23 protein-coding genes and 1 riboswitch are annotated in these 20,767 nt (G+C 72.0%); of the genes, 10 read left to right on the top strand and 13 right to left on the bottom strand.

Annotated features, from left to right (window positions below; all coding sequences use genetic code 11):
* Positions 1–81: 81 nt before the first annotated feature.
* On the bottom strand, positions 82–744 hold the full coding sequence (locus tag AB3M82_RS09435; RefSeq protein WP_412957339.1) for a transaldolase family protein: 663 nt from the start codon (positions 742–744) through the stop codon (positions 82–84).
* 123 nt (positions 745–867) lie between these two features.
* Between AB3M82_RS09435 and AB3M82_RS09430 the strand changes: the two genes are divergently transcribed.
* From AB3M82_RS09430 to AB3M82_RS09405, 6 genes are all read left to right on the top strand, one after another.
* Complete coding sequence (locus AB3M82_RS09430) at positions 868–1,827, top strand: ribokinase (protein WP_412957337.1); 960 nt, start codon at positions 868–870, stop codon at positions 1,825–1,827.
* A gap of 15 nt (positions 1,828–1,842) precedes the next feature.
* On the top strand, positions 1,843–2,247 hold the full coding sequence (gene rbsD, locus AB3M82_RS09425) for a D-ribose pyranase (protein WP_412957335.1): 405 nt from the start codon (positions 1,843–1,845) through the stop codon (positions 2,245–2,247).
* Between the two features lies 1 nt (position 2,248).
* The gene (locus AB3M82_RS09420) at positions 2,249–3,073 is read left to right on the top strand and encodes a GntR family transcriptional regulator (RefSeq protein WP_412957332.1); all 825 of its coding nucleotides are present in this window, start codon (positions 2,249–2,251) and stop codon (positions 3,071–3,073) included.
* Positions 3,070–3,243 carry a hypothetical protein gene (locus tag AB3M82_RS09415; RefSeq protein ID WP_412957330.1) on the top strand — a complete coding sequence of 58 codons (174 nt, stop codon included), beginning with the start codon at positions 3,070–3,072 and terminating at the stop codon, positions 3,241–3,243. Before AB3M82_RS09420 ends, AB3M82_RS09415 begins: the two co-directional genes overlap by 4 nt.
* 63 nt (positions 3,244–3,306) lie before the next feature.
* On the top strand, positions 3,307–4,371 hold the full coding sequence (locus tag AB3M82_RS09410; protein ID WP_412957328.1) for a PLP-dependent cysteine synthase family protein: 1,065 nt from the start codon (positions 3,307–3,309) through the stop codon (positions 4,369–4,371).
* 23 nt (positions 4,372–4,394) lie between these two features.
* Complete coding sequence (locus AB3M82_RS09405; RefSeq protein ID WP_412957325.1) at positions 4,395–4,904, top strand: glycine cleavage system transcriptional repressor; 510 nt, start codon at positions 4,395–4,397, stop codon at positions 4,902–4,904.
* Positions 4,905–4,944: 40 nt separating this feature from the next.
* Here the strand turns inward: AB3M82_RS09405 and AB3M82_RS09400 are convergent, their stop codons facing one another.
* The 6 genes from AB3M82_RS09400 to AB3M82_RS09375 form a co-directional block, all read right to left on the bottom strand.
* Complete coding sequence (locus AB3M82_RS09400) at positions 4,945–5,958, bottom strand: aldo/keto reductase family protein (RefSeq protein WP_412957323.1); 1,014 nt, start codon at positions 5,956–5,958, stop codon at positions 4,945–4,947.
* A 133-nt stretch (positions 5,959–6,091) separates the two neighbouring features.
* Entirely contained in the window at positions 6,092–7,606 is a 1,515-nt protein-coding gene (locus AB3M82_RS09395; protein ID WP_412957321.1) for a DUF4407 domain-containing protein, read from the bottom strand.
* An 80-nt stretch (positions 7,607–7,686) separates the two neighbouring features.
* Positions 7,687–8,916 carry a glycosyltransferase gene (locus AB3M82_RS09390; protein ID WP_412957318.1) on the bottom strand — a complete coding sequence of 410 codons (1,230 nt, stop codon included), beginning with the start codon at positions 8,914–8,916 and terminating at the stop codon, positions 7,687–7,689.
* Positions 8,917–9,011: 95 nt separating this feature from the next.
* A complete protein-coding gene (locus AB3M82_RS09385) occupies positions 9,012–10,079 on the bottom strand; it encodes an alpha/beta fold hydrolase (protein ID WP_412957316.1) in 1,068 nt (355 codons plus the stop codon).
* On the bottom strand, positions 10,076–10,945 hold the full coding sequence (locus AB3M82_RS09380) for an alpha/beta fold hydrolase (protein ID WP_412957314.1): 870 nt from the start codon (positions 10,943–10,945) through the stop codon (positions 10,076–10,078). The genes AB3M82_RS09385 and AB3M82_RS09380 overlap by 4 nt, the downstream gene beginning before the upstream one ends.
* Entirely contained in the window at positions 10,942–11,715 is a 774-nt protein-coding gene (locus AB3M82_RS09375) for a 3-hydroxybutyrate dehydrogenase (protein ID WP_412957311.1), read from the bottom strand. The genes AB3M82_RS09380 and AB3M82_RS09375 overlap by 4 nt, the downstream gene beginning before the upstream one ends.
* Positions 11,716–11,781: 66 nt before the next feature.
* Between AB3M82_RS09375 and AB3M82_RS09370 the strand changes: the two genes are divergently transcribed.
* Positions 11,782–12,690 (top strand): LysR family transcriptional regulator, encoded by a 909-nt coding sequence (locus AB3M82_RS09370; protein ID WP_412957309.1) that lies wholly within the window; start codon positions 11,782–11,784, stop codon positions 12,688–12,690.
* Between the two features lie 2 nt (positions 12,691–12,692).
* Here the strand turns inward: AB3M82_RS09370 and rlmN are convergent, their stop codons facing one another.
* Positions 12,693–13,994 (bottom strand): dual-specificity RNA methyltransferase RlmN, encoded by a 1,302-nt coding sequence (gene rlmN, locus AB3M82_RS09365; RefSeq protein ID WP_412957308.1) that lies wholly within the window; start codon positions 13,992–13,994, stop codon positions 12,693–12,695.
* Positions 13,995–14,110: 116 nt separating this feature from the next.
* On the opposite strand from rlmN, the gene AB3M82_RS09360 reads away from it, so the two are divergent.
* Positions 14,111–14,749 (top strand): bifunctional 4-hydroxy-2-oxoglutarate aldolase/2-dehydro-3-deoxy-phosphogluconate aldolase, encoded by a 639-nt coding sequence (locus AB3M82_RS09360; RefSeq protein ID WP_412957305.1) that lies wholly within the window; start codon positions 14,111–14,113, stop codon positions 14,747–14,749.
* A 7-nt stretch (positions 14,750–14,756) separates the two neighbouring features.
* Positions 14,757–15,509, top strand: a complete 753-nt coding sequence (locus AB3M82_RS09355) for a sulfite exporter TauE/SafE family protein (RefSeq protein WP_412957304.1) — start codon at positions 14,757–14,759, stop codon at positions 15,507–15,509.
* Between the two features lie 96 nt (positions 15,510–15,605).
* Here AB3M82_RS09355 and AB3M82_RS09350 read toward each other — a convergent pair whose 3' ends face one another.
* A complete protein-coding gene (locus AB3M82_RS09350) occupies positions 15,606–16,439 on the bottom strand; it encodes an SDR family oxidoreductase (protein ID WP_412957302.1) in 834 nt (277 codons plus the stop codon).
* A gap of 35 nt (positions 16,440–16,474) precedes the next feature.
* On the bottom strand, positions 16,475–17,239 hold the full coding sequence (locus AB3M82_RS09345) for an SDR family NAD(P)-dependent oxidoreductase (RefSeq protein WP_412957299.1): 765 nt from the start codon (positions 17,237–17,239) through the stop codon (positions 16,475–16,477).
* A 113-nt stretch (positions 17,240–17,352) separates the two neighbouring features.
* Here AB3M82_RS09345 and AB3M82_RS09340 point away from each other — a divergent pair, with 113 nt between their 5' ends.
* Complete coding sequence (locus AB3M82_RS09340) at positions 17,353–17,712, top strand: DUF488 domain-containing protein (protein ID WP_412957298.1); 360 nt, start codon at positions 17,353–17,355, stop codon at positions 17,710–17,712.
* A 24-nt stretch (positions 17,713–17,736) separates the two neighbouring features.
* Here AB3M82_RS09340 and AB3M82_RS09335 read toward each other — a convergent pair whose 3' ends face one another.
* The 3 genes from AB3M82_RS09335 to AB3M82_RS09325 form a co-directional block, all read right to left on the bottom strand.
* Positions 17,737–18,528, bottom strand: coding sequence for an energy-coupling factor transporter transmembrane component T family protein (locus tag AB3M82_RS09335; protein ID WP_412957296.1), 792 nt, complete (start codon positions 18,526–18,528; stop codon positions 17,737–17,739).
* Complete coding sequence (locus tag AB3M82_RS09330) at positions 18,525–19,991, bottom strand: ABC transporter ATP-binding protein (RefSeq protein ID WP_412957294.1); 1,467 nt, start codon at positions 19,989–19,991, stop codon at positions 18,525–18,527. Before AB3M82_RS09330 ends, AB3M82_RS09335 begins: the two co-directional genes overlap by 4 nt.
* Complete coding sequence (locus AB3M82_RS09325) at positions 19,991–20,638, bottom strand: ECF transporter S component (RefSeq protein ID WP_412957292.1); 648 nt, start codon at positions 20,636–20,638, stop codon at positions 19,991–19,993. The genes AB3M82_RS09330 and AB3M82_RS09325 overlap by 1 nt, the downstream gene beginning before the upstream one ends.
* A riboswitch (TPP riboswitch) is annotated at positions 20,629–20,740 on the bottom strand. Its footprint overlaps the gene before it by 10 nt.
* Positions 20,741–20,767: the final 27 nt, after the last annotated feature.

Genomic DNA, 20,767 nt, shown 5'->3' with positions numbered 1-20,767 from the left:
CACCGCCGGGGGGTCAGAAACCGCCGCCTCATCGGCCGCGATACGGCGTGTCTCGACCCTCACGCACGGACGACCGAGAGCTCAGGCGCCGAGGCGTCCCATCGCGGCGTCGAACTCCGCCGCGGAGCTGTCGCTGACCTCGTGGAACAGCGTCTGCTCGATCACGTCGGGCGCGGCCGTGAAGTAGGGGATCCCGGCGAGGCGCAGGCCGACGATGTCGTCCGCCGAGCGCAGCGATGCCGCGAGCACGTTCGTGCCGCTGCCGTCGCAGACCTGCTGCATGCGGGCGATGACCGCGTCGCCGTCGATGCCGGCATCCCGCATGCGGCCGAGGTAGGGAGCGATGTACTGGGCGCCGATGCTGGCGCACGCGAGCGCCTGCGCCACGGAGTACACGGCGGTGACCAGCACCGTGGCGCCGTCGCGCACGAGGGCGGATGCCGCGGCGAAGCCGTCGGCCGTGGCGGGGACCTTCACGGCCACCTTGTCCCCCAGCGCGCGGATCATCTCGGCGTTGCGCAGGAAGGCCGAGACGTCGCCGCCCCAGGTCTGGAAGAAGATCTCTCCGGCTCCCTCGGACTCCCAGCGGGCGTAGAGGTCGGCGATCTCGGCGGCGGTGCGTCCTCCGCGCTCGAGGATCGTGGGATTGGTCGTCACGCCGTGCACGACGCCGGCGGCGAGGAGCCGCGAGACCCGGTCGACGTCCGCACTGTCGACGTAGAGGCGGGGGGCGATCGCGGTCATCGGGACTCCTTGGGGATAACCTGTCGTTACAGGTCGAGTTTCGGCTAATGTAATGACAGCTGCCGAGGAATGTCAAAGACGCCCGGCACCCGATCATCGCCGTCGAAGACGACCAGGAGCGACATGGCCCCCGCACACCCCGCAGACCGTTCCGGCGTGGTCATCGTCGGCAGCGTGACCGCCGACGTGACCACCTTCTCCCAGCGGCTCCCCGCCCGCGGCGAGACGATCCTCGGCGACCAGTTCACGCTCATGCTCGGCGGGAAGGGCGCCAACCAGGCCGTGGCCGCCGGCCGCTCGGGAGCCCGCACGAGCTTCGTCGGATGCGTCGGCGACGACCTCTTCCACGATCTCGTGGTCGACGGCCTCAGCGAGGCGGGCGTCGACCTCGCGCACCTCCGCACCGTCCCCGGCCCCACGGGCATCGCCCACATCCGCGTCGACGCCTCGGCGCAGAACGACATCGTCATGGTGCCGCTCGCCAACACCGCGCTCAGCACGGCCCAGATCGACCAGGCGCTCGCGGCTCTCGCGCCCACCACCTCGGTGCTCCTCACCCAGCTCGAGACGCCGTCCGCACTCACCGCGCACATCACCGCCCGCGGCCGCGAGCACGGCATGACCGTGATCCTCGACCCGGCGCCCGCGGCCGTGCTCCCCACCGAGGTGTGGAGCAGCATCGACATCGTCACGCCGAACGAGACCGAGGCGACGCTCATCAGCGGCATCGAGGTGACGGATGCCGCATCCGCCGAGCTCGCCGGACGCTGGTTCCTCGCGCAGGGCGTGGGCGCAGCCGTCATCACCCTGGCGGGTCAGGGCTCGTGCGTGGTCACGGCGGACGGAGCATCCGTCATCCCGCCGTTCCCCGTCGAGGCCGTCGACACGACCGCCGCCGGCGACGCCTACGCGGGCTACCTCGGGGCGGCACTCGCGAACGGCCTCGCGCTGGCCGACGCGGTGCGCCTGGCCACCGCGGCCGGCGCCCTGACGGTCACCAAGCAGGGCGCGTCGCCGAGCCTGCCCCACCGCGCCGAGGTCGACGCCTTCCTCGCCCAGCGCGAGTCCGCCCCCGTGAGCTGAGAGACCGGAGACTCCATGCGCAAGACATCCACCACCATCAATCCCGCGCTGTCCCGGGTGATCAGCGAGACCGGGCACACCGATCTGCTCGTCGTGACGGATGCCGGCCTGCCGATCCCCCCGGGCTCGGAGCGCATCGATCTCGCCTACCGCCCTGGAGCCCCGGCCTTCCTCGACGTGCTCGACACCGTGCTCGCCGAGCTGGTCGTCGAGGGCGCGACCGTGTCGGCCGAGGTCGCCGAGAAGAGTCCCGAGGTGCTCGAGGCCCTTCGCGAGCGGTTCGCCGGGATGGGCTTCGAGATCGAGCTCGTGCCGCACGTCGAGTTCAAGGAGCGCACGCATGGGGCACGGGCCTTCGTCCGCTCGGGCGAGTTCACCCCGTACGCGAACGTGATCCTGCACGCCGGGGTGGCGTACTGACATGACCGACATCATCGCCGACGCCATCGACCGCCGCTCCGCGGCACCGATGTACGACCAGCTGCGGCGGCTGATCATCGACGGCATCGCCCGCGACGGTCTGCTGCCCGGCGACCCGCTGCCCGGCGAGCACGGACTCTGCGAGCGCTACGGCGTCTCGCGCACGGTGGTCCGGCAGGCGCTCGCCCAGCTGGAGCACGAAGGGCTCGTCGAGCGCGTCAAGGGCAAGGGCACCTTCGTCTCGCGCCCCCGCACGAGCGAGAGCCTGGTGCACAAGCTCATCGGCCTGTACGACGACGTCGAGAGCCGCGGCGGGCACGTGCACAGCGACGTCCTGCGCCACGAGCACACCTTCGCCGACGAGGAGATCGCCGCTGCGCTCGAGATCCCGGTGGGCTCCCGCGTCGTGGTGCTCGAGCGTCTGCGGCACGTCGACGACGAGCCCTGGTCGCTCTCCACGACCTGGATGCCGGATGCCGTCGGCCAGGTCACGCTCGGCGTCGATCTGTCGGAGGCCTCCCTGTACCGGCTGCTCGCCGAGCACGACATCGTCGCGACGCACGGCGTGCGCTCGGCGGAGGCGACGGTCGCGACGCACGAGCAGGCGCTGCACCTCGGCGTCAGCGCGGGGTCGGCGCTGCTCCGGCTGCGCAGCGTCAGCCGCACCGACGACGGCACCCCGATCGAGTACTTCATCGCGTACCACCGCGGTGACCGCTCGCGCTTCGAGTTCCAGCTGCAGCAGGAGCAGTCGCAGGCCTCACTGCTGCACGTCGACGGCCGGGGAGGCATGACGCTCGCCGGCAGCACCCGGGTGTCGTCGTGACGTCCGGCGCCGACGGCGGAGCGGATGCCGGGGAGCCGCCGGCCTGCGCGGACGGTCCGGACCTCGACGACCAGGCGGTGACCCCGCCGCCGCCCGTGGCTCCCGAGCCTCCGGTCCGGCCGGCCACCGCGCACGGGGCGCCGCACGGGTACCCCATCCCCCGGGAATGACGGCTCCGTCCGGCACGACCCTGCCGGGGTCGCCGCGACGACCGACCCCGGTACGCTCGATCTGTGGATTCCTGGACCAGCAACGCGATCGCCCTGCTGGAGGCCGACGCCAACCGCAGCGCCGACACCCACCTGCACGTCTTCCCGCTCCCGGCGGAGTGGGGCATCGACCTCTACCTGAAGGACGAGTCGGTGCACCCGACCGGATCCCTCAAGCACCGTCTCGCGCGGTCGCTGATCCTCTACGGCCTGGTCAACGGCCACATCCGCGAGGACACCACGCTCGTCGAGTCGTCGAGCGGGTCGACGGCGGTGTCCGAGGCGTACTTCGCCCGCATGCTGGGCCTGCCCTTCGTCACCGTCGTGCCCCGCTCGACGGTGCAGGAGAAGATCGACCTCATCGAGTTCTACGGCGGCACGTGCCACTTCGTCGATCGCGCCGAGGACATGTCGCCCGAGGCGCGGCGCCTCGCGGCCGGGTGCCACGGCCACTACCTCGACCAGTTCACCTTCGCCGAGCGCGCGACCGACTGGCGCGGCAACAACAACATCGCCGAGAGCGTGTTCAGCCAGCTCGCGCAGGAACGGCATCCCATCCCCCGCTGGATCGTCGTGGGAGCGGGCACCGGCGGCACCAGCGCCACCTTCGGCCGCTACGTGCGATACCGCCGTCATGACACCCGCATCGCGGTTGTCGACCCCGAGGGCTCGGCGTTCTACGACGGCTGGGCGGGCACGACGGATGCCCCGACCGGGCGCCCGAGCCGCATCGAGGGGATCGGCCGACCCCGCGTCGAGCCGTCGTTCGTGCCCAGCGTGATCGACGAGATGATCCGGGTGCCCGACGCCGGATCGATCGCCGCGATCCGCCTGCTGCGCGACCGGACCCTGCACTGGGCCGGCGGCTCGACGGGCACGAACCTCTACGGCGCGTTCGAGCTGATCGCGCGCATGCGGGAGGCGGGCGAGACCGGAAGCGTCGTGACGCTCATCTGCGACAGCGGCGTGCGCTACGCGGGCACCTACTACTCCGACGAGTGGGTCGCCCAGCAGGGCTGGGACCTCGCGCCGCACCGGGCCCGCCTCGACGCCTTCCTCGAGACCGGCGTCTGGGCCCCCGGTTCCTGAGCACCCACGGCTACGCTGGCGGCATGACTACTCTGATCCTCACCGTCGCGGGCGCGGACCGTCCGGGCCTGGTCGCCGCCGTCGCCGATGCCGTCGACGCCCACGGCGGGAACTGGGAGAACAGCCGCCTGGCAGAGCTGGCGGGAACCTTCGCCGGGGTCATCGAGGTGTCGGTCGCCCCCGACCGGGTCGACGAGCTGCAGTCCGCGCTGCGCGCCCTGACCGGGTTCCTCACCGTCACGATCCACACCGGATCGGATGCCGCGCCCCGCGCCGTCACCGACGCCCTCTCGCTCTCGGTGCTGGGCAACGACCGCGCGGGCATCGTGCACGAGATCTCCGCGATCCTGAACGCCCACGAGCTCAGCATCACCAGCATGACCACCGAGACGCGCGACGCGGCCATGGCCGGTGGCCGCCTGTTCGAGTCGACGGTCACGGCGACGCTCCCGGCATCCGCTGATCTCGATGCCCTGCGTCACGATCTCGAGAAGCTCGCGACCGAGATCCAGGTCGACATCACCCTCACCTGACCCCCGCCTCCCCCTCCCCCGGGCAGGCGGGGGCGGAGCGTCAGACCAGACGGGACTTCGGCGAGACCGAGTAGGTGGCCTCCGCGTCACGGTTGACCGTGTCGCCGAGCGCCTCGTCGATCGCGCTCAGGGTGTCGGCGTCGAGGGTCACGCCGGACGCCTTGACGGTGTCGGCGAGCTGCTCGGGGCGGGATGCTCCGACGAGGGCGGCGGCGACGTTCGGGTTCTGCAGCACCCACGCGATCGCGAGCTGCGGCATCGAGAGTCCGGCCTGCTCGGCGATCGGCTTCAGACGCTGCACCGCGGTGAGGATGTCGTCCTGCAGGAAGCTCTTGATGAACGTCGCACCGCTGCGCTGATCGGTCGCCCGGGAGCCCTCGGGGATCGGCTGACCGGGGAGGTACTTGCCGCTGAGCACGCCCTGCGCCATCGGCGACCACACGATCTGCGAGATGCCGAGCTCCTCGGACGCCGGAACGACCTTTCCCTCGATCACCCGCCACAGCATGGAGTACTGCGGCTGGTTCGAGATGAGCTGGACGCCGAGCTGCTTCGCGAGCGCGTGGCCCTCCTGCAGCTGCTCGGCCGTCCACTCCGAGACGCCGATGTAGAGCGCCTTGCCCTGGCGGACGACGTCGGCGAACGCCTGGAACGTCTCCTCGAGCGGCGTCTCGTAGTCGAAGCGGTGCGCCTGGTAGAGGTCGACGTAGTCGGTGCCGAGACGCTTCAGCGATCCGTTGATCGACTCAAGGATGTGCTTGCGGCTGAGCCCGGTGTCGTTCGGACCCTTGGGACCCGTCGGGAAGTACACCTTCGTGAAGATCTCGAGACCCTCGCGGCGCTGCCCCTCCAGAGCCTTGCCGAGCACGACCTCCGCCGCCGTGTTGGCGTAGGTGTCGGCCGTGTCGAACGTGGTGATGCCGGCGTCGAGCGCGGCGTGCACCGTCTTGACCGCGGCGTCGTCCTCGACCTGCGAGGCGTGGGTGACCCAGTTGCCGTACGTGATCTCCGAGACCTTGAGACCGCTGTTGCCGAGATAGCGATAGTTGACCATGGCTCCACGCTAGACCCGCTCCGCGCCCCCTCGGGCCGGATCCCCGATCCGCGGGGCGCGAGGGGTCAAGACACGCCGTGACGGATGCCGTGCTCACGGCGTGTCGTGACCCCTCGCGCAACCGGCAGCCCGGTCAGGTCGCCTGCGACACCGTGTGCGTCACGGCGGCGGACTCCGTCTGCACGATCCGGGCGCGGTCGCGGAAGCCCTCGGCGGTGACCTTGTCGAGCGCGACCTGCTTGCGGATCGCCGCGGCCTTCTCGTACAGGCTCGGCTCGCCGTAGCTCGTGAGCACCTTCACCAGCACGGGCAGCAGCTCGATCATGAAGAACAGCGCCGCGATGAGGATGTGCGCCCACAGGATGGTGGGCTCCTTCTCGCTCAGCCGGTTGAGGCCGCTGATCTGGCTGAGCAGGCCGACCGCTCCCGCGTTGCCCTGCGCCACGGCATCCGCCCGCTCGTTGTACGCGGCGAGCGCCTGGTCGTACGTGTCTCGGGCGGCGGGGAGCTGGTCCTGCGCCTGCTGGCGGTTCTGCGCCTCGGACGACGAGGTGTTCTCCTTGGCGGCCGTGCCGGCGGAGGCGAGCTCCTCGTTCGCGACGCGCAGCTGCTCGGCGAGGCCGTCGTACGTCTGCTGGGCCTGGGCGAGCTGGGCCTGGGCGGCGTCGGAGCTGGCGCCCTCGCCGTTGACCCCGGTGCAGCCGGGGACGGTGCCCGCGCCCTCGCCGGTGAGCTCGCACTGGTACAGCACGCGCGCCTGGTCGATCACGGCCTGCTGCTCGGCGAGCTTGGCGGTCAGGTCGTCGACCGTGGCCTGCGCGGCGGACTCGGATGCCGACGACGACTCGGTGCCCGCCACGATGCCGGTGGCCGCCTGGTTCTCGAGCTCGGCGACGCGCTCGGTCGCGGCGTCGAGCGCGATCTTCTCGGGTCCGGATTCCAGGGCCTCCTGGTCGGACTGCGACTGGGTGATGTTCGTGGAGGCGACCTCACGGGCGATGTCGTTGTGGAAGATCTGCAGCACGAGCGGCTCCGCGACCACGAATCCGATGATCGCGGCCATGATCACCCGAGGGATCGCGAGGCCGATGAGGCGCCACACGTTCTTCGTCGAGGTCATGGTCGAGGTGAGGAACCGGTCGAGGTTGAAGATGATGAGCGCCCAGACGATCGCGAGCGGCACGGCCAGCCAGATCGCCGCCTGCACGCCGGTGGTCAGCGCGAAGAGCATCGAGATCGCCGAGACAAGGGCGGTGCCGGCGAGCACGAAGAACATCTGCACGAACCGGGGCGTCTCGCCGGGCACGCGGTCGAGGATCTCGCCCTCGGCGCCGCCGAGGATGGCGAGGGTGCGCAGGCGCGAGCCCGGGGTGCGCACCCTCCGCGCACGGGGCGCGCGCTTCGGCCTCGCCGGGGCGGACGCAGCGGATGCCGCGACGGGCGCCTCGTCGGACGCATCCGCCCGCTCGGTGCGCTGCGGGGTCGTCGGGGCGTCGTCGGAGGTCGTCAGGAACGGCTCGTCGTCGGATCCCGCGGGCTCGTACTCGCGCAGGAAGTCGAGGTCGTCCGTCTCGGCGTTCGGGTCGCCGTCGAGGATGATCCGACCCTGCGAGTCGAAGCGACCCGGGCGGTGGGCGGAATAGGGCATCCCGACAATCTACGAAAGGTCGCCTGTGCATCCCGTGAACGAGTGCTCGGAACACCTCCCAGGTTCCGGCCCGCAGGACCTCAGGTGCGGGCGGCGGCCCGGGTCGCGGCGGTCGCCCACACGGCGCGGACGTCCTCCACATGACGCTCGGGCCGGAAGCGCCGCGACGCCTCGACCGTCTGCACCGATCGCTGGACCACGGTCTCGGGGTGCCGGGCGAGGTCGAGCAGCGTCGCCGCCATCCCCTCGACATCCGGGGAGGCGGTGAGGATGCCGGCCTCCGCCAGCCCCTCCTGCAGGCGCGGGTCGACGTAGACGACGCTGCGGGCGGCATGGAAGGCCTCGACGACCACGACCGGCTGATTGTCGAACCCGAAGGACGTCAGCGCGACGAGGTGCGAACGGCTCATGAGGCGGGCGACCTCGTCGCGGTCGACGCGTCCGGTGAAGCGGATGGTGCTGCCCCCGTGCAGGCTCGCCGCGCTCGCGACCCTCCGGGCCTCGGCCAGCAGGGGCCCCTCGCCGACGATCGTGACGTCGAGCGAGCGGGGTTCCAGCTCTGCGCCGGCGCGCACGACCGCGTCGAGGAACTCGAGGAGCCGCTTCTCGGGGGCCAGCCGTCCGACCCAGACGATCCGCAGCGGCCCGTCGATCGCTCGCAGGGGCTCGCCGGGCTCGGCGTGGGCCCGCATCGGGTTCGGGACGACCTCGACCTCGCCCAGCCCCTCGTCGCGCAGCGCCTCCGCCTGGTGTGCGGACGGCGAGATGACGGCATCCGCCTCCATGGCCGCGGCCAGCGTGATGCCGCGCAGTGCGGCGTCGAGCGCCCTCGGGGTGCGGACGGGCGCGCTGGAGGGGGTGCTCCGCAGGCGCCGCGCGAGCCCGCGGATGACCGCCGCCATCGGACGATCGAGCGGCCCGAGGTGCGGACCCTGCCAATAGAAGGTGTGGACGGTGTGCACCACGGGGATCCGCAGCTCGCGGGCGACCATGCCCGCCGCCGCCGTCAGGCCGAACTCCGAGTGCACGTGCACGACGTCGATCCCGCGGTCCTCGAACACGCGACGCAGTCGTCGGCGCAGCGCCCGGGTGTTGGGGATCACGGGCAGCCCCGCCCCCGGCACAGAGCCCGTGCCGTGCACCAGCAGGTCGTCGTCGCGGAGGCCCTCGGGGCGCGCGCGCGAGGATCCGGGGGCGACGACGAGCACGTCTTCACCGGCCGAGCGGAAGAGCTCGACCTCGTCGAGGAACACGGACTGGGCGCCCCCCATGTACTCGAGGGAGTAGTCGCACACCAGAGCGATACCCACCGCGCATCACCTCGATCGCCTGACCAACACAAACCCCCGGACAGTAACACACAGGGGTCGGCGGGCACGAGCGGGGACCGCCCCCGGCGCCGGCCTCAGACCCCCAGGTGCCGCGCCAGCTCCCTGTCGAAGACCTCGGGCTCGTCGAGGTGCGGGGCGTGGCCGGCATCCGGCAGGGAGACCTCGCGATACACCCCGCCTGCCGCGGCGTAGCGGTCGAGCACGGCACGGGTCTGGGTGACCATGGGCTGCGGCGGGGCGATGTCGGCGCCGGGCCATCCGGGCACGACGCCGAGGGCCCCGAGCTGATTGAGGTCGAAGAAGGACGCGTCGGAGACGATCGCGTCCTTCTCGCCGCGCACCCACAGGACTGGGGGCTTCACGGCGAGGTCGACGATGCCCGACAGGTCGAGGTGCTGCGGCGCCATCGTGTTGAGCACGCCGCGCGTTCCGGCCGCGAAGCCCGGCCAGTTCTCGGACGGGACGGAGTCGCCGGGGTAGTTGTCGGCGCCGGTGCGGGTCGTGAGCATCGAGGCGACCCAGGCGTCCTCGTGAGCCTGCTGCCGCTCGGGACGGGCGACGTAGGCGGTGCGGTAGACGGTCCGCGGCGAGGTCGGCGCCTCGTCGCCCGTATCCCCCGCCTGCAGGCGCGCGACGAAATCGGGGTTCGCCCCGCCCCCGCCCGTCCCCGCGCCGTCGGCGTCGTTGCGCGTGCCCTCCGGGCCGTGCGTCCCGCCGAAGCCGTACGGCGACACGGGCGACTCCAGCGTGAGGGACAGCACGCGCTCGGGCGCGTCGAGGGCGATCTGCAGCACGACGCCCGAGCCCATGCTCCACCCGACGAGATGCACGGCATCGAGCCCGAGCACGTCGAGCACCGATCTCACGTCGTCAGCGAAGTCGCGGAGCCCGCGCGTCGCGTCGACGGGCTTGGTCTCGCTGTCGCCGAAGCCGCGCAGGTCGACCGCCAGCGCCCGCACTCCGGCGGGCAGCGCGCACATGGTGGGCTGATAGAAGTGCGACGACGACACGTTGCCGTGCACGAAGACCACCGTCGTGATCGGAGAGGCCTCGTCGGCGGCGGGGCGTTCGAGCACGTTCGCGGCGTAGCGCGGCGTCTCCACGCGGAAGGCGCGGATGCCGTCGAGAACGGTGGTGGTCATGTCGACTCCTTCGTCGGGTTCGGGGTTCGGGCTGCCGCCTGGGCCACGCGGGACGCGCCGCGTGGGGCGAACAGGATCGTGTAGTGGTTCACGTCGGGGACCTCGACGATCTCCAGCTGCGGCACGAGGTCGCGGAAGCCGTCGAGGACTCCGGCCGGGTACAGCGGCTCCTCGTCGGTGAGACCCCGCGGGGCGCGCAGCACCGTCACCGGCATCCGCAGTCCGCGCAGCGCGTCGAGGTACCAGCCGGGGCCGTAGAGCTCGGCGCCGTCGGCCAGCATCGCCGCGGCGATCGTGGACGCCCGTCGCCGCGGCGCCTCCCCGTCGAGGTCGTAGAGCGCATAGGCGGCGACGGCGGGCGACCAGTCGCGCGCGAAGGCGGGATGCGCACGCCAGAAGTCCAGATACGCCTCGTCGTCGGCGAAGACCATCGAGAGCCGTTGCGCGGCGGGACCGAGGAGGGACGCAATGTCGACATCGTCGGCGCTCTCGGCCTCCGCGGGAAGGGCGAGCGGCAGACCGCCGTCGACGAGCACCAGACGATCGACGAGGTCCGGGCGGGCGGCGGCGAGCGCGACGACCGCGAAGGCGCCCAGGGAATGACCCAGCACGGTGCGCGCACCCCCGCCGTCGGCGTCGAGGAGTGCGGCGAGATCGTCGGCGTGGCGACGGAGGCCGTAGGGTCCACCGAGGTGGTTGCTGCGCGCGCGCCCGCGCAGGTCCGGCGCGAGGACGCGGCGCTCGGGGAGGAGGGACGCCACCGTGTCCCACGCCCTGCCGTTCGCGGTGATGCCGTGCACCGCCAGGATCGCGCGAGGATCGTCGGCGGGTCCGTGGGAGGTGACGGCGAGGTGCTCGGCGGTCATCGGGCGCTCCACCCGCCATCCATCGCGTAGGACGCTCCGGTGACGGATGCCGCGGACTCGCCGCACAGCCACAGCGCGAGGTCGGCGACCTCGGCCGGCTCGAGCAGTCTCTTGATCGCCGACTCCACGAGCATGACCTTCTCGATCACCTCGGATTCCGGCACGGCGTGCACGCGCGCCTGATCGGCGATCTGCTTCTCCACGAGCGGCGTGCGCACGTATCCCGGATTGATGCAGTTGCTCGTGACGCCGTGCGCCGCGCCCTCCAGCGCCGTGACCTTCGAGAGCCCCTCCAGCCCGTGCTTGGCCGTGACGTAGGCCGACTTGAAGGCGCTGGCGCGGATGCCGTGCACCGAGCTGATGTTCACCACCCGCCCCCATCCGCGCTCGTACATGCCGGGCAGCACGGCGCGGACGAGCAGGAACGGGGCGGTGACCATGACGTCGATCATGCGGCGGAAGGCGGCGGGGTCGAAGTCGACGATCGGGGCGACCGTCTGGATGCCGGCGTTGTTCACGAGGACGTCGGCGTCGAACGACCGTGCGGCGAGCGCGTCGAGGTCGGCCAGGTCGATCGCGAGCGCCTCGCCGTGGATGCCGGCGGCGATGCGCTCCGCTCCGGCGGCGTCGCGGTCGGCGACCAGCACGTGCGCCCCCGCGGCGGCGAGCGCGGTGGCGCAGGCGGCGCCGATGCCGCTGGCCGCGCCGGTGACGAGTGCGGTGCGTCCGGTCAGGTCGGTGCTGCGGATGCCGTCTCGCGTCGTCGCCATGCCTGCACAGTAGTGGCGTTCGCAGCACAGGTACCAGCGCGTAGGATATGCGAAACTGCAGATGTGATGGCGCATTTCCCCGCACCCCCGCTCAGCGCCGACGACCTGATGGTCCTCCTCGCCGTCGCCCGCAGCGGCCGCTACACGACCGCCGGCCAGCAGCTCGGCCTCAACCACACCACGATCGCGCGGCGCATCGGCGCGCTGGAGGCGCAGCTCGGCGGCCGCGTGCTCTCGCGCTCCGACGGAGGGTGGGAGCTCACCCCCCTCGGCTCCCGCGCCCTCGCCGCGGCCGAGCACATCGAGCACGCCCTCTCGACCCTCGACACGGGAGACGGCGCGCACCTGGGCGGCCTCATCCGGCTCGCGGCGACCGACGGATTCAGCGGCTTCGTCGCGGCGCCGGCGATGGCGTCGCTGCAGGCGCAGCATCCCGACGTCCGGCTGGAGATCGTGACGGGCACCCGACAGCCCTCGCAGCAGCGCACGGGCGCCGACCTCGAGGTCGTGGTGGGTCGACCGCAGGTGCGCCGCGCCCGCGCCATCCACCTCGCCGACTACGCGCTGGGCCTGTACGCCAGCCGCGACTACCTGCGCAGCCACCCCGAGCCGCGGACGGTGGAGGACCTCGCCGGAGCACCGCTCGTGTACTTCATCGAGTCGCTGCTGCACGTGGACTCGTTGGACGACGCGCGCCGTGCCGTGCCCGGGATGACGGATGCCGTCGCCAGCACGAACGTGTACGTCCACGTCGACGCGACGCGCGGCGGCGCCGGGTTCGGGCTGCTCCCCGCCTTCCTCGCCGATCCGCACGACGACCTGGTGCGCGTGCTCCCCCACCGCATCGACGAGCGCCTCCCCTACTGGCTGATCGCGCGGCCGGACGCCCTGAACCAGCCGGTGGTGGCGGCCTTCCTCGACGCGCTGCACACCCGCCTCGGGGAGGTGCGTCCCCGGCTGCTGGGCCGGCGCTGAACTCAGGCCAGGGCGGCCGCAGCCACCTCGTCCTCCGTGGTGGCGACGAGCTGACCGCAGGCGCCATCGATCTCCTTGCCGCGGGTGTCGCGGAGGGTCGTCGGGATGCCGGCGTCATTGAGGCGACGGACGAACTCGTCGGTCACGTCCTTCTCCGACGAGGTCCAGATCGAGCCCGGCGTCGGGTTCAGCGGGATCGGGTTGACGTGCACCCATCCGCGACCGCGGGCGTTGAGCTTCTCGGCGAGGAGGTCGGCGCGCCAGGCGTGGTCGTTCATGTCCTTGATCAGCGCGTACTCGATCGAGACGCGGCGACCGGTCTTCTCGTAGTACTCGCGGGCGGCGTCGAGGGCCTCGTCGACCTTCCAGCGCGAGTTCACGGGGATGAGCTCGTCGCGCAGGTGATCGTCGGGAGCGTGCAGGGAGAGGGCGAAGGTGACGGGGATGTTCTCGTCGGCGAGCTTCTTGATCGCCGGCACGAGTCCCACGGTCGAGACCGTGATGCCGCGGGCGCTCATGCCCAGGCCCTCGGGCTGCGGCGCGACCATGATGCGCACGGCATCCATGACTCGCTTGTAGTTCGCGAGCGGCTCCCCCATGCCCATGAAGACGATGTTCGAGACGCGCTCCATGCTGTGGTCGTCGCGGCGCTTGCCACCCAGCTCGCCGTTCGCGATCGCGCGATTGGCGCGCACGATCTGCTCGACGATCTCGGCCGTCGACATGTTGCGGGTGAGTCCGGCCTGGCCGGTGGCGCAGAACGGGCAGTTCATGCCGCAGCCGGCCTGGCTCGACACGCACAGCGTGATGCGGCCGGGGTAGCGCATGAGCACCGACTCGACGAGCGCGCCGTCGTGCAGACGCCACAGGAACTTGATCGTGTCGCCCCGGTCGGTCTCGAGCCGACGCACCTCGGTCATGAGCGGCGGCAGCATGCCGGCGACCAGCTCGTCACGGATGCCGGCGGGCAGGTCGGTCATCGTCGAAGGGTCGGACGAGTAGTGCGTGAAGTAGTGGGTCGCGAGCTGCTTCGCACGGAAGCCGGGGAGCCCGAGCTCCTTCACCTTCTCGATGCGCTCGGCGGGCGTCAGGTCGGCCAGATGCACGGGCGGCTTGCCGCGCTTGGGGCTCGCGAACTGCAGGAGCGGGCGACCCTCGGCATCCTTCTGCTGGGTCCAGCCCTCGGTCGCCGGGCGGACCTGCGTGGTGCCCGTCGTGCGGACCTTGCCCGGGGCGGGCGCACCCAGCGGGGCGGACGCGGATGCTGCGGGGCGCGTCTCGCGCGTGCGGGGAGTCTCGGTCATACCTTCCAGGGTACCGGGGGCCGGATGGGAGACCGCTGGGCCGGTCGCCATGGGCGCTGTTGTAATTACAAGTTGACGTCAGCGACAATGGAACCACCCCCACCGCTAGGAGCATGATGTCCGACCGTCTCACCCGCGCCCGTGCCACCGGAGTCCTCGCCGTGCTCCGCGCCTCCTCGCCCGAGCTCGCGCTCGAGGCCTCCGAGGCCATCATCCGCGGCGGCGTGACCGGCATCGAGGTCACGTTCTCCACCCCCGACGCCCCCGCCGTGATCCGCGAGCTCATCTCCCGGCACGGCGACGCCGCCTACGTCGGCGCGGGCACCGTGACCACCGCCGAGCAGGCGGACCTCGCCGCCGACGCGGGCGCCGAGTTCCTCGTGAGCCCCGGCACGCTTCCCCACCTCACCCGCTCGATGCTCGACACCGGACGCGTCGTGATGACCGGTGCGATGACCCCCACCGAGGTCATGGGCGCCCTCGAACTGGGCGTCGACGTCGTCAAGATCTTCCCTGCGTCCCTCGGCGGCCCCTCGTACCTCGGCGCCCTGCGCGGTCCGTTCCCCGACGCCCCCCTCATGCCCACCGGCGGCGTGAACCCCGACAACGTCGCGGCGTGGTTCGCCGCCGGTGCGGTCGCGGTGGGTGCGGGCGGCGACCTCGCGAACGGCGCCTCGCTGAAGGCGCAGGACTGGGCCGACATCGAGCAGCGCTCCGCGCGCTTCGCGGCGGCCCTCGCCGCGGTCCGCGCCTGACGCCCCGGTGATCGCCCTCGACCCCTGGGCCTGGGCGGCCCTGGGGGTCGCCGCGGTCGTGATCGGCATCTCCAAGACCGCCCTCCCCGGGGCGAACATCCTGGCGATCGCGCTGTTCGCGACCGTGCTGCCTGCACGCCTGTCGACCGCCGCGATGCTGCTCCTGCTCATCGTGGGTGACGTGTTCGCCCTGATCGCCTATCGGCGGCATGCGCACTGGCCGACGATCCTCCGCCTCGCGCCGGCCGTGATCGCCGGGCTTCTCCTCGGCTTCGCGTTCCTCGCGCTGACGGGCGATGGGGCGGTGCGCCGAGCCATCGGCGTGATCCTCCTCGTGATGATCGCGGTCACCCTGTGGCGCCGCTGGCGTCAGTCCCGAGCGGATGCCGTGGCGCGCGAGCCCGGCCGCGGCATCCTGCTCGCCGGGGTCTACGGCAGCCTCGGCGGCTTCTCGACGATGGTGGCGAACGCCGGCGGACCGGTGATGTCGATGTACTTCCTCGCGACCCGCACGTCCGTGCAGGTGTTCCTCGGCACCGCGGCGTGGTTCTTCGCGATCATCAACCTGGTGAAGGTGCCGTTCCTGGCCGGGCTCGGGCTGTTCGAGCCGCCGATCCTGCTGCTCGACGCCGTGCTCGCGCCCCTGGTGGTGGTCGGGGCGCTCGGCGGCCTCGCCGTCGCCCGCCGGCTGGATCAGCGCCTCTTCGACCGGATCGTCATCGCGCTCACCGTCGTCGGCGCCGTGTATCTGCTGTTCTGACCCGCGGCACCTGCCGAATCTGGCAGATCTGCCGAATCTCGCAGACTCTGATGCCGTTCTGTGCGAGATGCTGCGTTTCTGCGAGGCGCAGCGAGATCAGTCCAAGAAGATGTCGGGGAACAGGGCGCTGTCCGGGGTCCCGGGGACCGCGGCATAGCGCGAGAAGTCGGTCACTCCCGCGGCCTCCAGGACCTCTTCCACGATGAGCGTCTGTCCGGTGCGCTCGCCCGCGGGGGTGGTGAGCACCTCGTAGGCGGCGTCCGCGTAGATGTCGGCCGTGCGGCTGGCAGCCATGACCTGATCGCCTCCGAGCAGGTTCTGCACCGCCGCGGTCGCGATGGTGGTGCGCGGCCACAGGGTGTTGGCCGCGATGCCGTCGCGGGCGAACTCGGCGGCGAGGCCGAGCGTGACCATCGTCATGCCGAACTTCGCGAGCGTGTAGCCGGTGTGCGCGCCGAGCCACCGGGGCGTGGGGTTGAGGGGCGGGGAGAGCGAGAGGATGTGCGGGTTCTCGGCATCCCGGAGGATGGGCACGGCCGCCCGCGAGAGCATGAAGGTGCCACGCACATTGACGTCCTGCATCAGGTCGTACTTCTTGACACCCAGGTCGAGCGAGCGCGAGAGGTCGATGACGCTCGCGTTGTTGAGCACGATGTCGATGCCCCCGAACTCGCCCTGCGTCTTCAGCACGGCCTCGGTGATGTCGTCGTCGTCGCGCACGTCGCCGACGATGGGCAGCGCCTGACCGCCCGCCGCGCGGATCTGCTCCGCGGCCGTGTGCACCGTTCCCTCGAGCTTCGGGTGCGGGGTGTCGGTCTTCGCGAGCATCGCGATGTTGGCCCCGTCGGCGGCGGCGCGCAGCGCGATCGCGAGCCCGATGCCGCGGCTGCCTCCGGACATGAGGATGGTCTTGCCGGCGAGAGTGCTCACGGGTCTCCTTCTCTGCTGATGCTCGGACGAGCGGGTCACTTCGGGGCCATGCGGATCGCGCCGTCGAGGCGGATGGTCTCGCCGTTGAGGTAGCCGTTCTCGACGATGTGCTGCACGAGGGCGGAGTACTCGTCGGGCCGACCGAGGCGCGAGGGGTGCGGCACCTGCTGGCCGAGCGAGTCCTGGGCGGCCTGCGGCAGGCCCATGAGCATGGGCGTCTCCATGATCCCCGGCGCGATGGTGCAGACGCGGATGCCGTGACGGGCGAGCTCGCGGGCGACCGGCAGGGTCATGGCGTGCACGCCGCCCTTCGAGGCGGAGTAGGCGGGTTGGCCGATCTGCCCGTCGAAGGCGGCGACGCTGGCGGTGTTGACGATGACGCCGCGGTCGTCGGAGCCGCCGACGGGCTCGTTCCGGGCGATGACGGCGGATGCCTGGGACAGCACGTTGAACGTGCCGATGAGATTGATCCGCACGATGCGCTCGAAGTCGGCGAGCACGGCGGGGTTGCCCTCGCGGTCGAGGACCTTGGCGGGGGGAGCGATGCCGGCGCAGTTCACCACGATGCGCAGAGGCGCGGCGGCCTGTGCCTGCGCGACGGCATCCCGGATCTCGTCGACGCTGGTGACGTCGGCGGCGACGAAGAGGCCGCCGAGCTCCGCCGCGATCTCGGCGCCGGCCGAGGAGGGCAGGTCGACGATCGTGACGTGGGCTCCTCCGGCGTGCAGACGCCGGGCGGTGGCGAGGCCGAGACCCGAAGCACCACCGGTGATGAGCGCGCCCTGTCCGCTGATCTGCATCGTGTTCTCCTTCGAACGTCGTGTGCGACTGAGTACCACCCTACGCGGTTCTGAGTTCCCCACCGACGGAGAGCGGCTTGCCCTGCGACACCGGCTCCGTGTTGGCTGGGGGCATGGAACTGCGTCGCAAGCGAGCCTACGACACCCCCGATGCGTCCGACGGGTTCCGCGTGCTCGTCGACCGCCTGTGGCCGCGCGGGCTCTCGAAGGAGCGCGCCGCCATCGACCTGTGGGCGAAGGAGACCGCGCCAACCCCCGAGCTCCGGCGCGACTGGCACGCCGCTCCCGCCAGCGAATGGGAGGAGTACGCCGACCGCTATCGCGCGCAGCTCGCCCGCGAGTCGTCGGATGCGCTGCGCGCGCTGGCCGACGTGCTCCGACTGCATCCGGTCGTGACCCTCGTCTTCGCGGCGCACGACGCCGACCACAACCACGCGGTCGTGCTCGAGCAGGCCCTGCGCGAGCTGCCCTGACCCGCCCGCGACAGCGAGGGAGGGCTACGAGCTCGGTCCGAGGATGAAGTTCCACGCTCCGGTCACGACGGCCGCGGCGATCGCGAGCGCCGAGATGCCGGCGCCGATCGCGAGCAGCATCCACTCCGCCCGGCCGAACCGCGACTTCCGCGCCCACGTGCGCCGCCCCGGTGCTCCGAAGCCGCGCGCCTCCATCGCCGTCGCCAGTTTCGCCCCGCGCCGGATCGACAGCACGAGCAGCGCGAACGCCATGCCCAGGAAGCGCCGGATGCGACCGCGGTCGGCGACGCCCCGCGCGCGACGGGCGAGCTCGAGGGCGCGCCAGTCGTCGAGGAACAGCCCGATCATGCGCAGCCCGGCGAGCGCGCCCAGCACGAAGCGGGCGGGAACGCGGAGCACCTGCGCGAGCCCGTCGGCGAGGTCCGTCGGGTCGACGGTGAGGAAGAGCACCACCGACGGCAGGGCGATCGCGAGCACGCGGAGGAACGTGGCGAGGGCGAGGGCGAGCGAGCCCTCGCTGATCCGCAGCACGAACCACTCGACGTACACCGTGCCGCTGGTCTCGCCGTAGAGCGCGATGGTCAGCGCGGTGAGGGGCGCGGCGAGCCACACCGGCCAGGTGCGCACCCAGAACTCCCGCCAGCCGATCCCGGCGAAGAAGAACAGCACGCATTCGAGCGCGAGGGCGACGGATGCCGACACCGGGTCGAGTGTGAGGATCAGCGGGATCGCGATCACCGCGCTCACCCCGAGCTTCGCGACCGGGTTGATCCGTGCCACCCGGCCCGTGCGTGCGGACGAGTCGAGGACGGTCACGTGATCCCGCCCATCTCGTACCGCTCCGCATGCAGCGCGCGCACGACGTCGAGGTCGTGCGTGATGGTGACGATCGCGGTGCCTTCATCGCGGAGGGCGGCGAGCATCGCGACGAGCTCGGCCCAGGTGCGGGCATCCTGGCCGAAGGTCGGCTCGTCCAGCACGAGCACCCGCGGCGCCGTGGCGAGAGCCGCGGCGACCGTGAGCCGGCGCTTCTCGCCGCCCGACAGCGTGTACGGGTTGGCCCGGGCCAGACGGTCGAGGCGCAGGCGACCCAGCAGCTCCTCGCTGCGGGCGGCGATCTCGTCTTCGGGCACGCCCAGGGCGCGGGGCCCCACGGCGAGCTCGTCCTGCACGGTGCGGCCGAGCAGCTGGTGCTCGGGCTCCTGGAACACCATGCCCATCCGCGTGAGCAGGTCACGCGAGGCCCAGCGGATCGGCGACGGCCCGAGTCCCGCCGCGAGAGCCGGGGATGCCGCGAGCTCCCCGCCCGCCGGGGGCAGCAGCCCGGCGAGGGTGAGCCCGAGCGTGGACTTGCCGGCCCCGTTCGCCCCGGTGAGGGCGAGGGCCTGCCCGGCGCGCACGTCGAGATGGATGCCGGTGGCGACCGGAACCCCCTTCACGCGGGACACCGCGAGATCCCTGGCCGAGAGGAGCACCTCCCCGGGGGTCGACGTCGGCGCCGGCGGAGCGTCGGGCGCGAAGCCCGGCACCCACACTCCGTCGCGCGCCAGCCGCTCCCCTTCGACCCCGAGCACCTGCGCGGGAGGCCCGTCGGCGACGACGCCGCCCGCGCCGACGACGATCACGCGGGTGATCAGCGGGAGCCACACCTCCAGCCGGTGCTCCACGACGATGAGCGTGGCCGGGTGCGCCCGCAGCATCCGCTCCACCGCATCGCGCACCTCGATCACCCCGGCCGGGTCGAGGTTGGCGGTCGGCTCGTCGAGCAGCACCAGGCCCGGCCGCATCGCGAGGATGCCGGCGAGCGCCAGCCGCTGCTTCTGACCGCCCGACAGCGCCTTGGTGGGGCGGTCGAGGGGCACGTCGAGCCCGACCGCGTCGAGCGCCGCCTCGACGCGGGGCCAGATCTGATCCCGCGGGACGCCGAGGTTCTCGCATCCGAACGCGACGTCGTCGCCGACGCGGGCCAGGATGACCTGGGAATCCGGGTCCTGGAGCAGCAGCCCCGCCCGCTCCCGCGTCCCGGTCGCCGGGACGCCGTCGATGAGCAGATCACCCGACGACTCCCCCTCTTCGGCACCCCCGAGCACGCCCGCGAGACCCTGCAGCAGCGTCGACTTGCCCGCCCCCGACGCCCCCAGGACGAGCACGCGCTCCCCCGGATCGACGGAGAACGAGACGTCCTGCAGCGCCCAGGCCAGCCGGCTGGCGTGACGCCACCCCCATCCGACCGCCTCGACGGCGGCGGGGGTGGCGCGGCCGGTCGGACCCGATGTCATCAGACGCGGACGCGCGCCTCGCGGCCCGACCCGAAGCGGTCGAGGGCTCCGGTCGCCGCGAGACCGCGCGCCAGGACCCACGACAGGATGCCGGCGATCACCGCCCCCGAGACGACGGTGCTCACGAGGTAGATGACGGTGAACTCCGGGCCGGATCCGGCGTACCAGAGGATCAGGTTGTTGATGCCGCCCGCGAGCGCGGCACCGGCACCGGCGAGCGCCGCCACCGGGAGCGACCAGCGGCGGTAGAAGAAGAGCAGGAAGATCAGCTCGGCCCCGAGGCCCTGCACCAGGCCGGCCTCGATCGTGAGGAAGCCGCCCCAGGTGTTGCCGACGAGGGCCGACACGACCGCCGCCAGTGTCTCGACGTAGATCGCGGCGCCGGCCTTGCGGATGATCAGGCCGCCGAGCACGCCGGCGAAGAGCCAGGGCCCGTCGAGGAGACCCTGCAGACCCGGGAGCAGCGGCTCGAGCAGCGTCTTCGGGCCGAGGTAGCCGATGTTCCAGGCCAGGAAGATCAGGCCGGCCGCGACGCCGATCACGCTGGCGACGACGATGTCGACGACGCGCCAGCGCCAGATGTCGGGGCGACCGCCCGTCTTCTGCGCGGACTTCGCGGCCGTGGATGCGGACGTGGACGTACTCATGTGAACTCCTCCCTGCGCTGGCATGACCCAGATCAGGTTCGACGGTCGAAGCGCGATTCGCTCCCTCTCAGCCCGGCTCGCCGGACTCCCGTGGTTGTGCTGCCAGCATACTCGGACGCCGACACCCGA

Origin of the sequence: Microbacterium californiense (assembly GCF_047246625.1) — a bacterium.
Lineage (GTDB): Bacteria > Actinomycetota > Actinomycetes > Actinomycetales > Microbacteriaceae > Microbacterium.
Note: the sequence above shows the minus strand (reverse complement) of the source record. Positions and strands in the feature narration are given on the sequence as shown.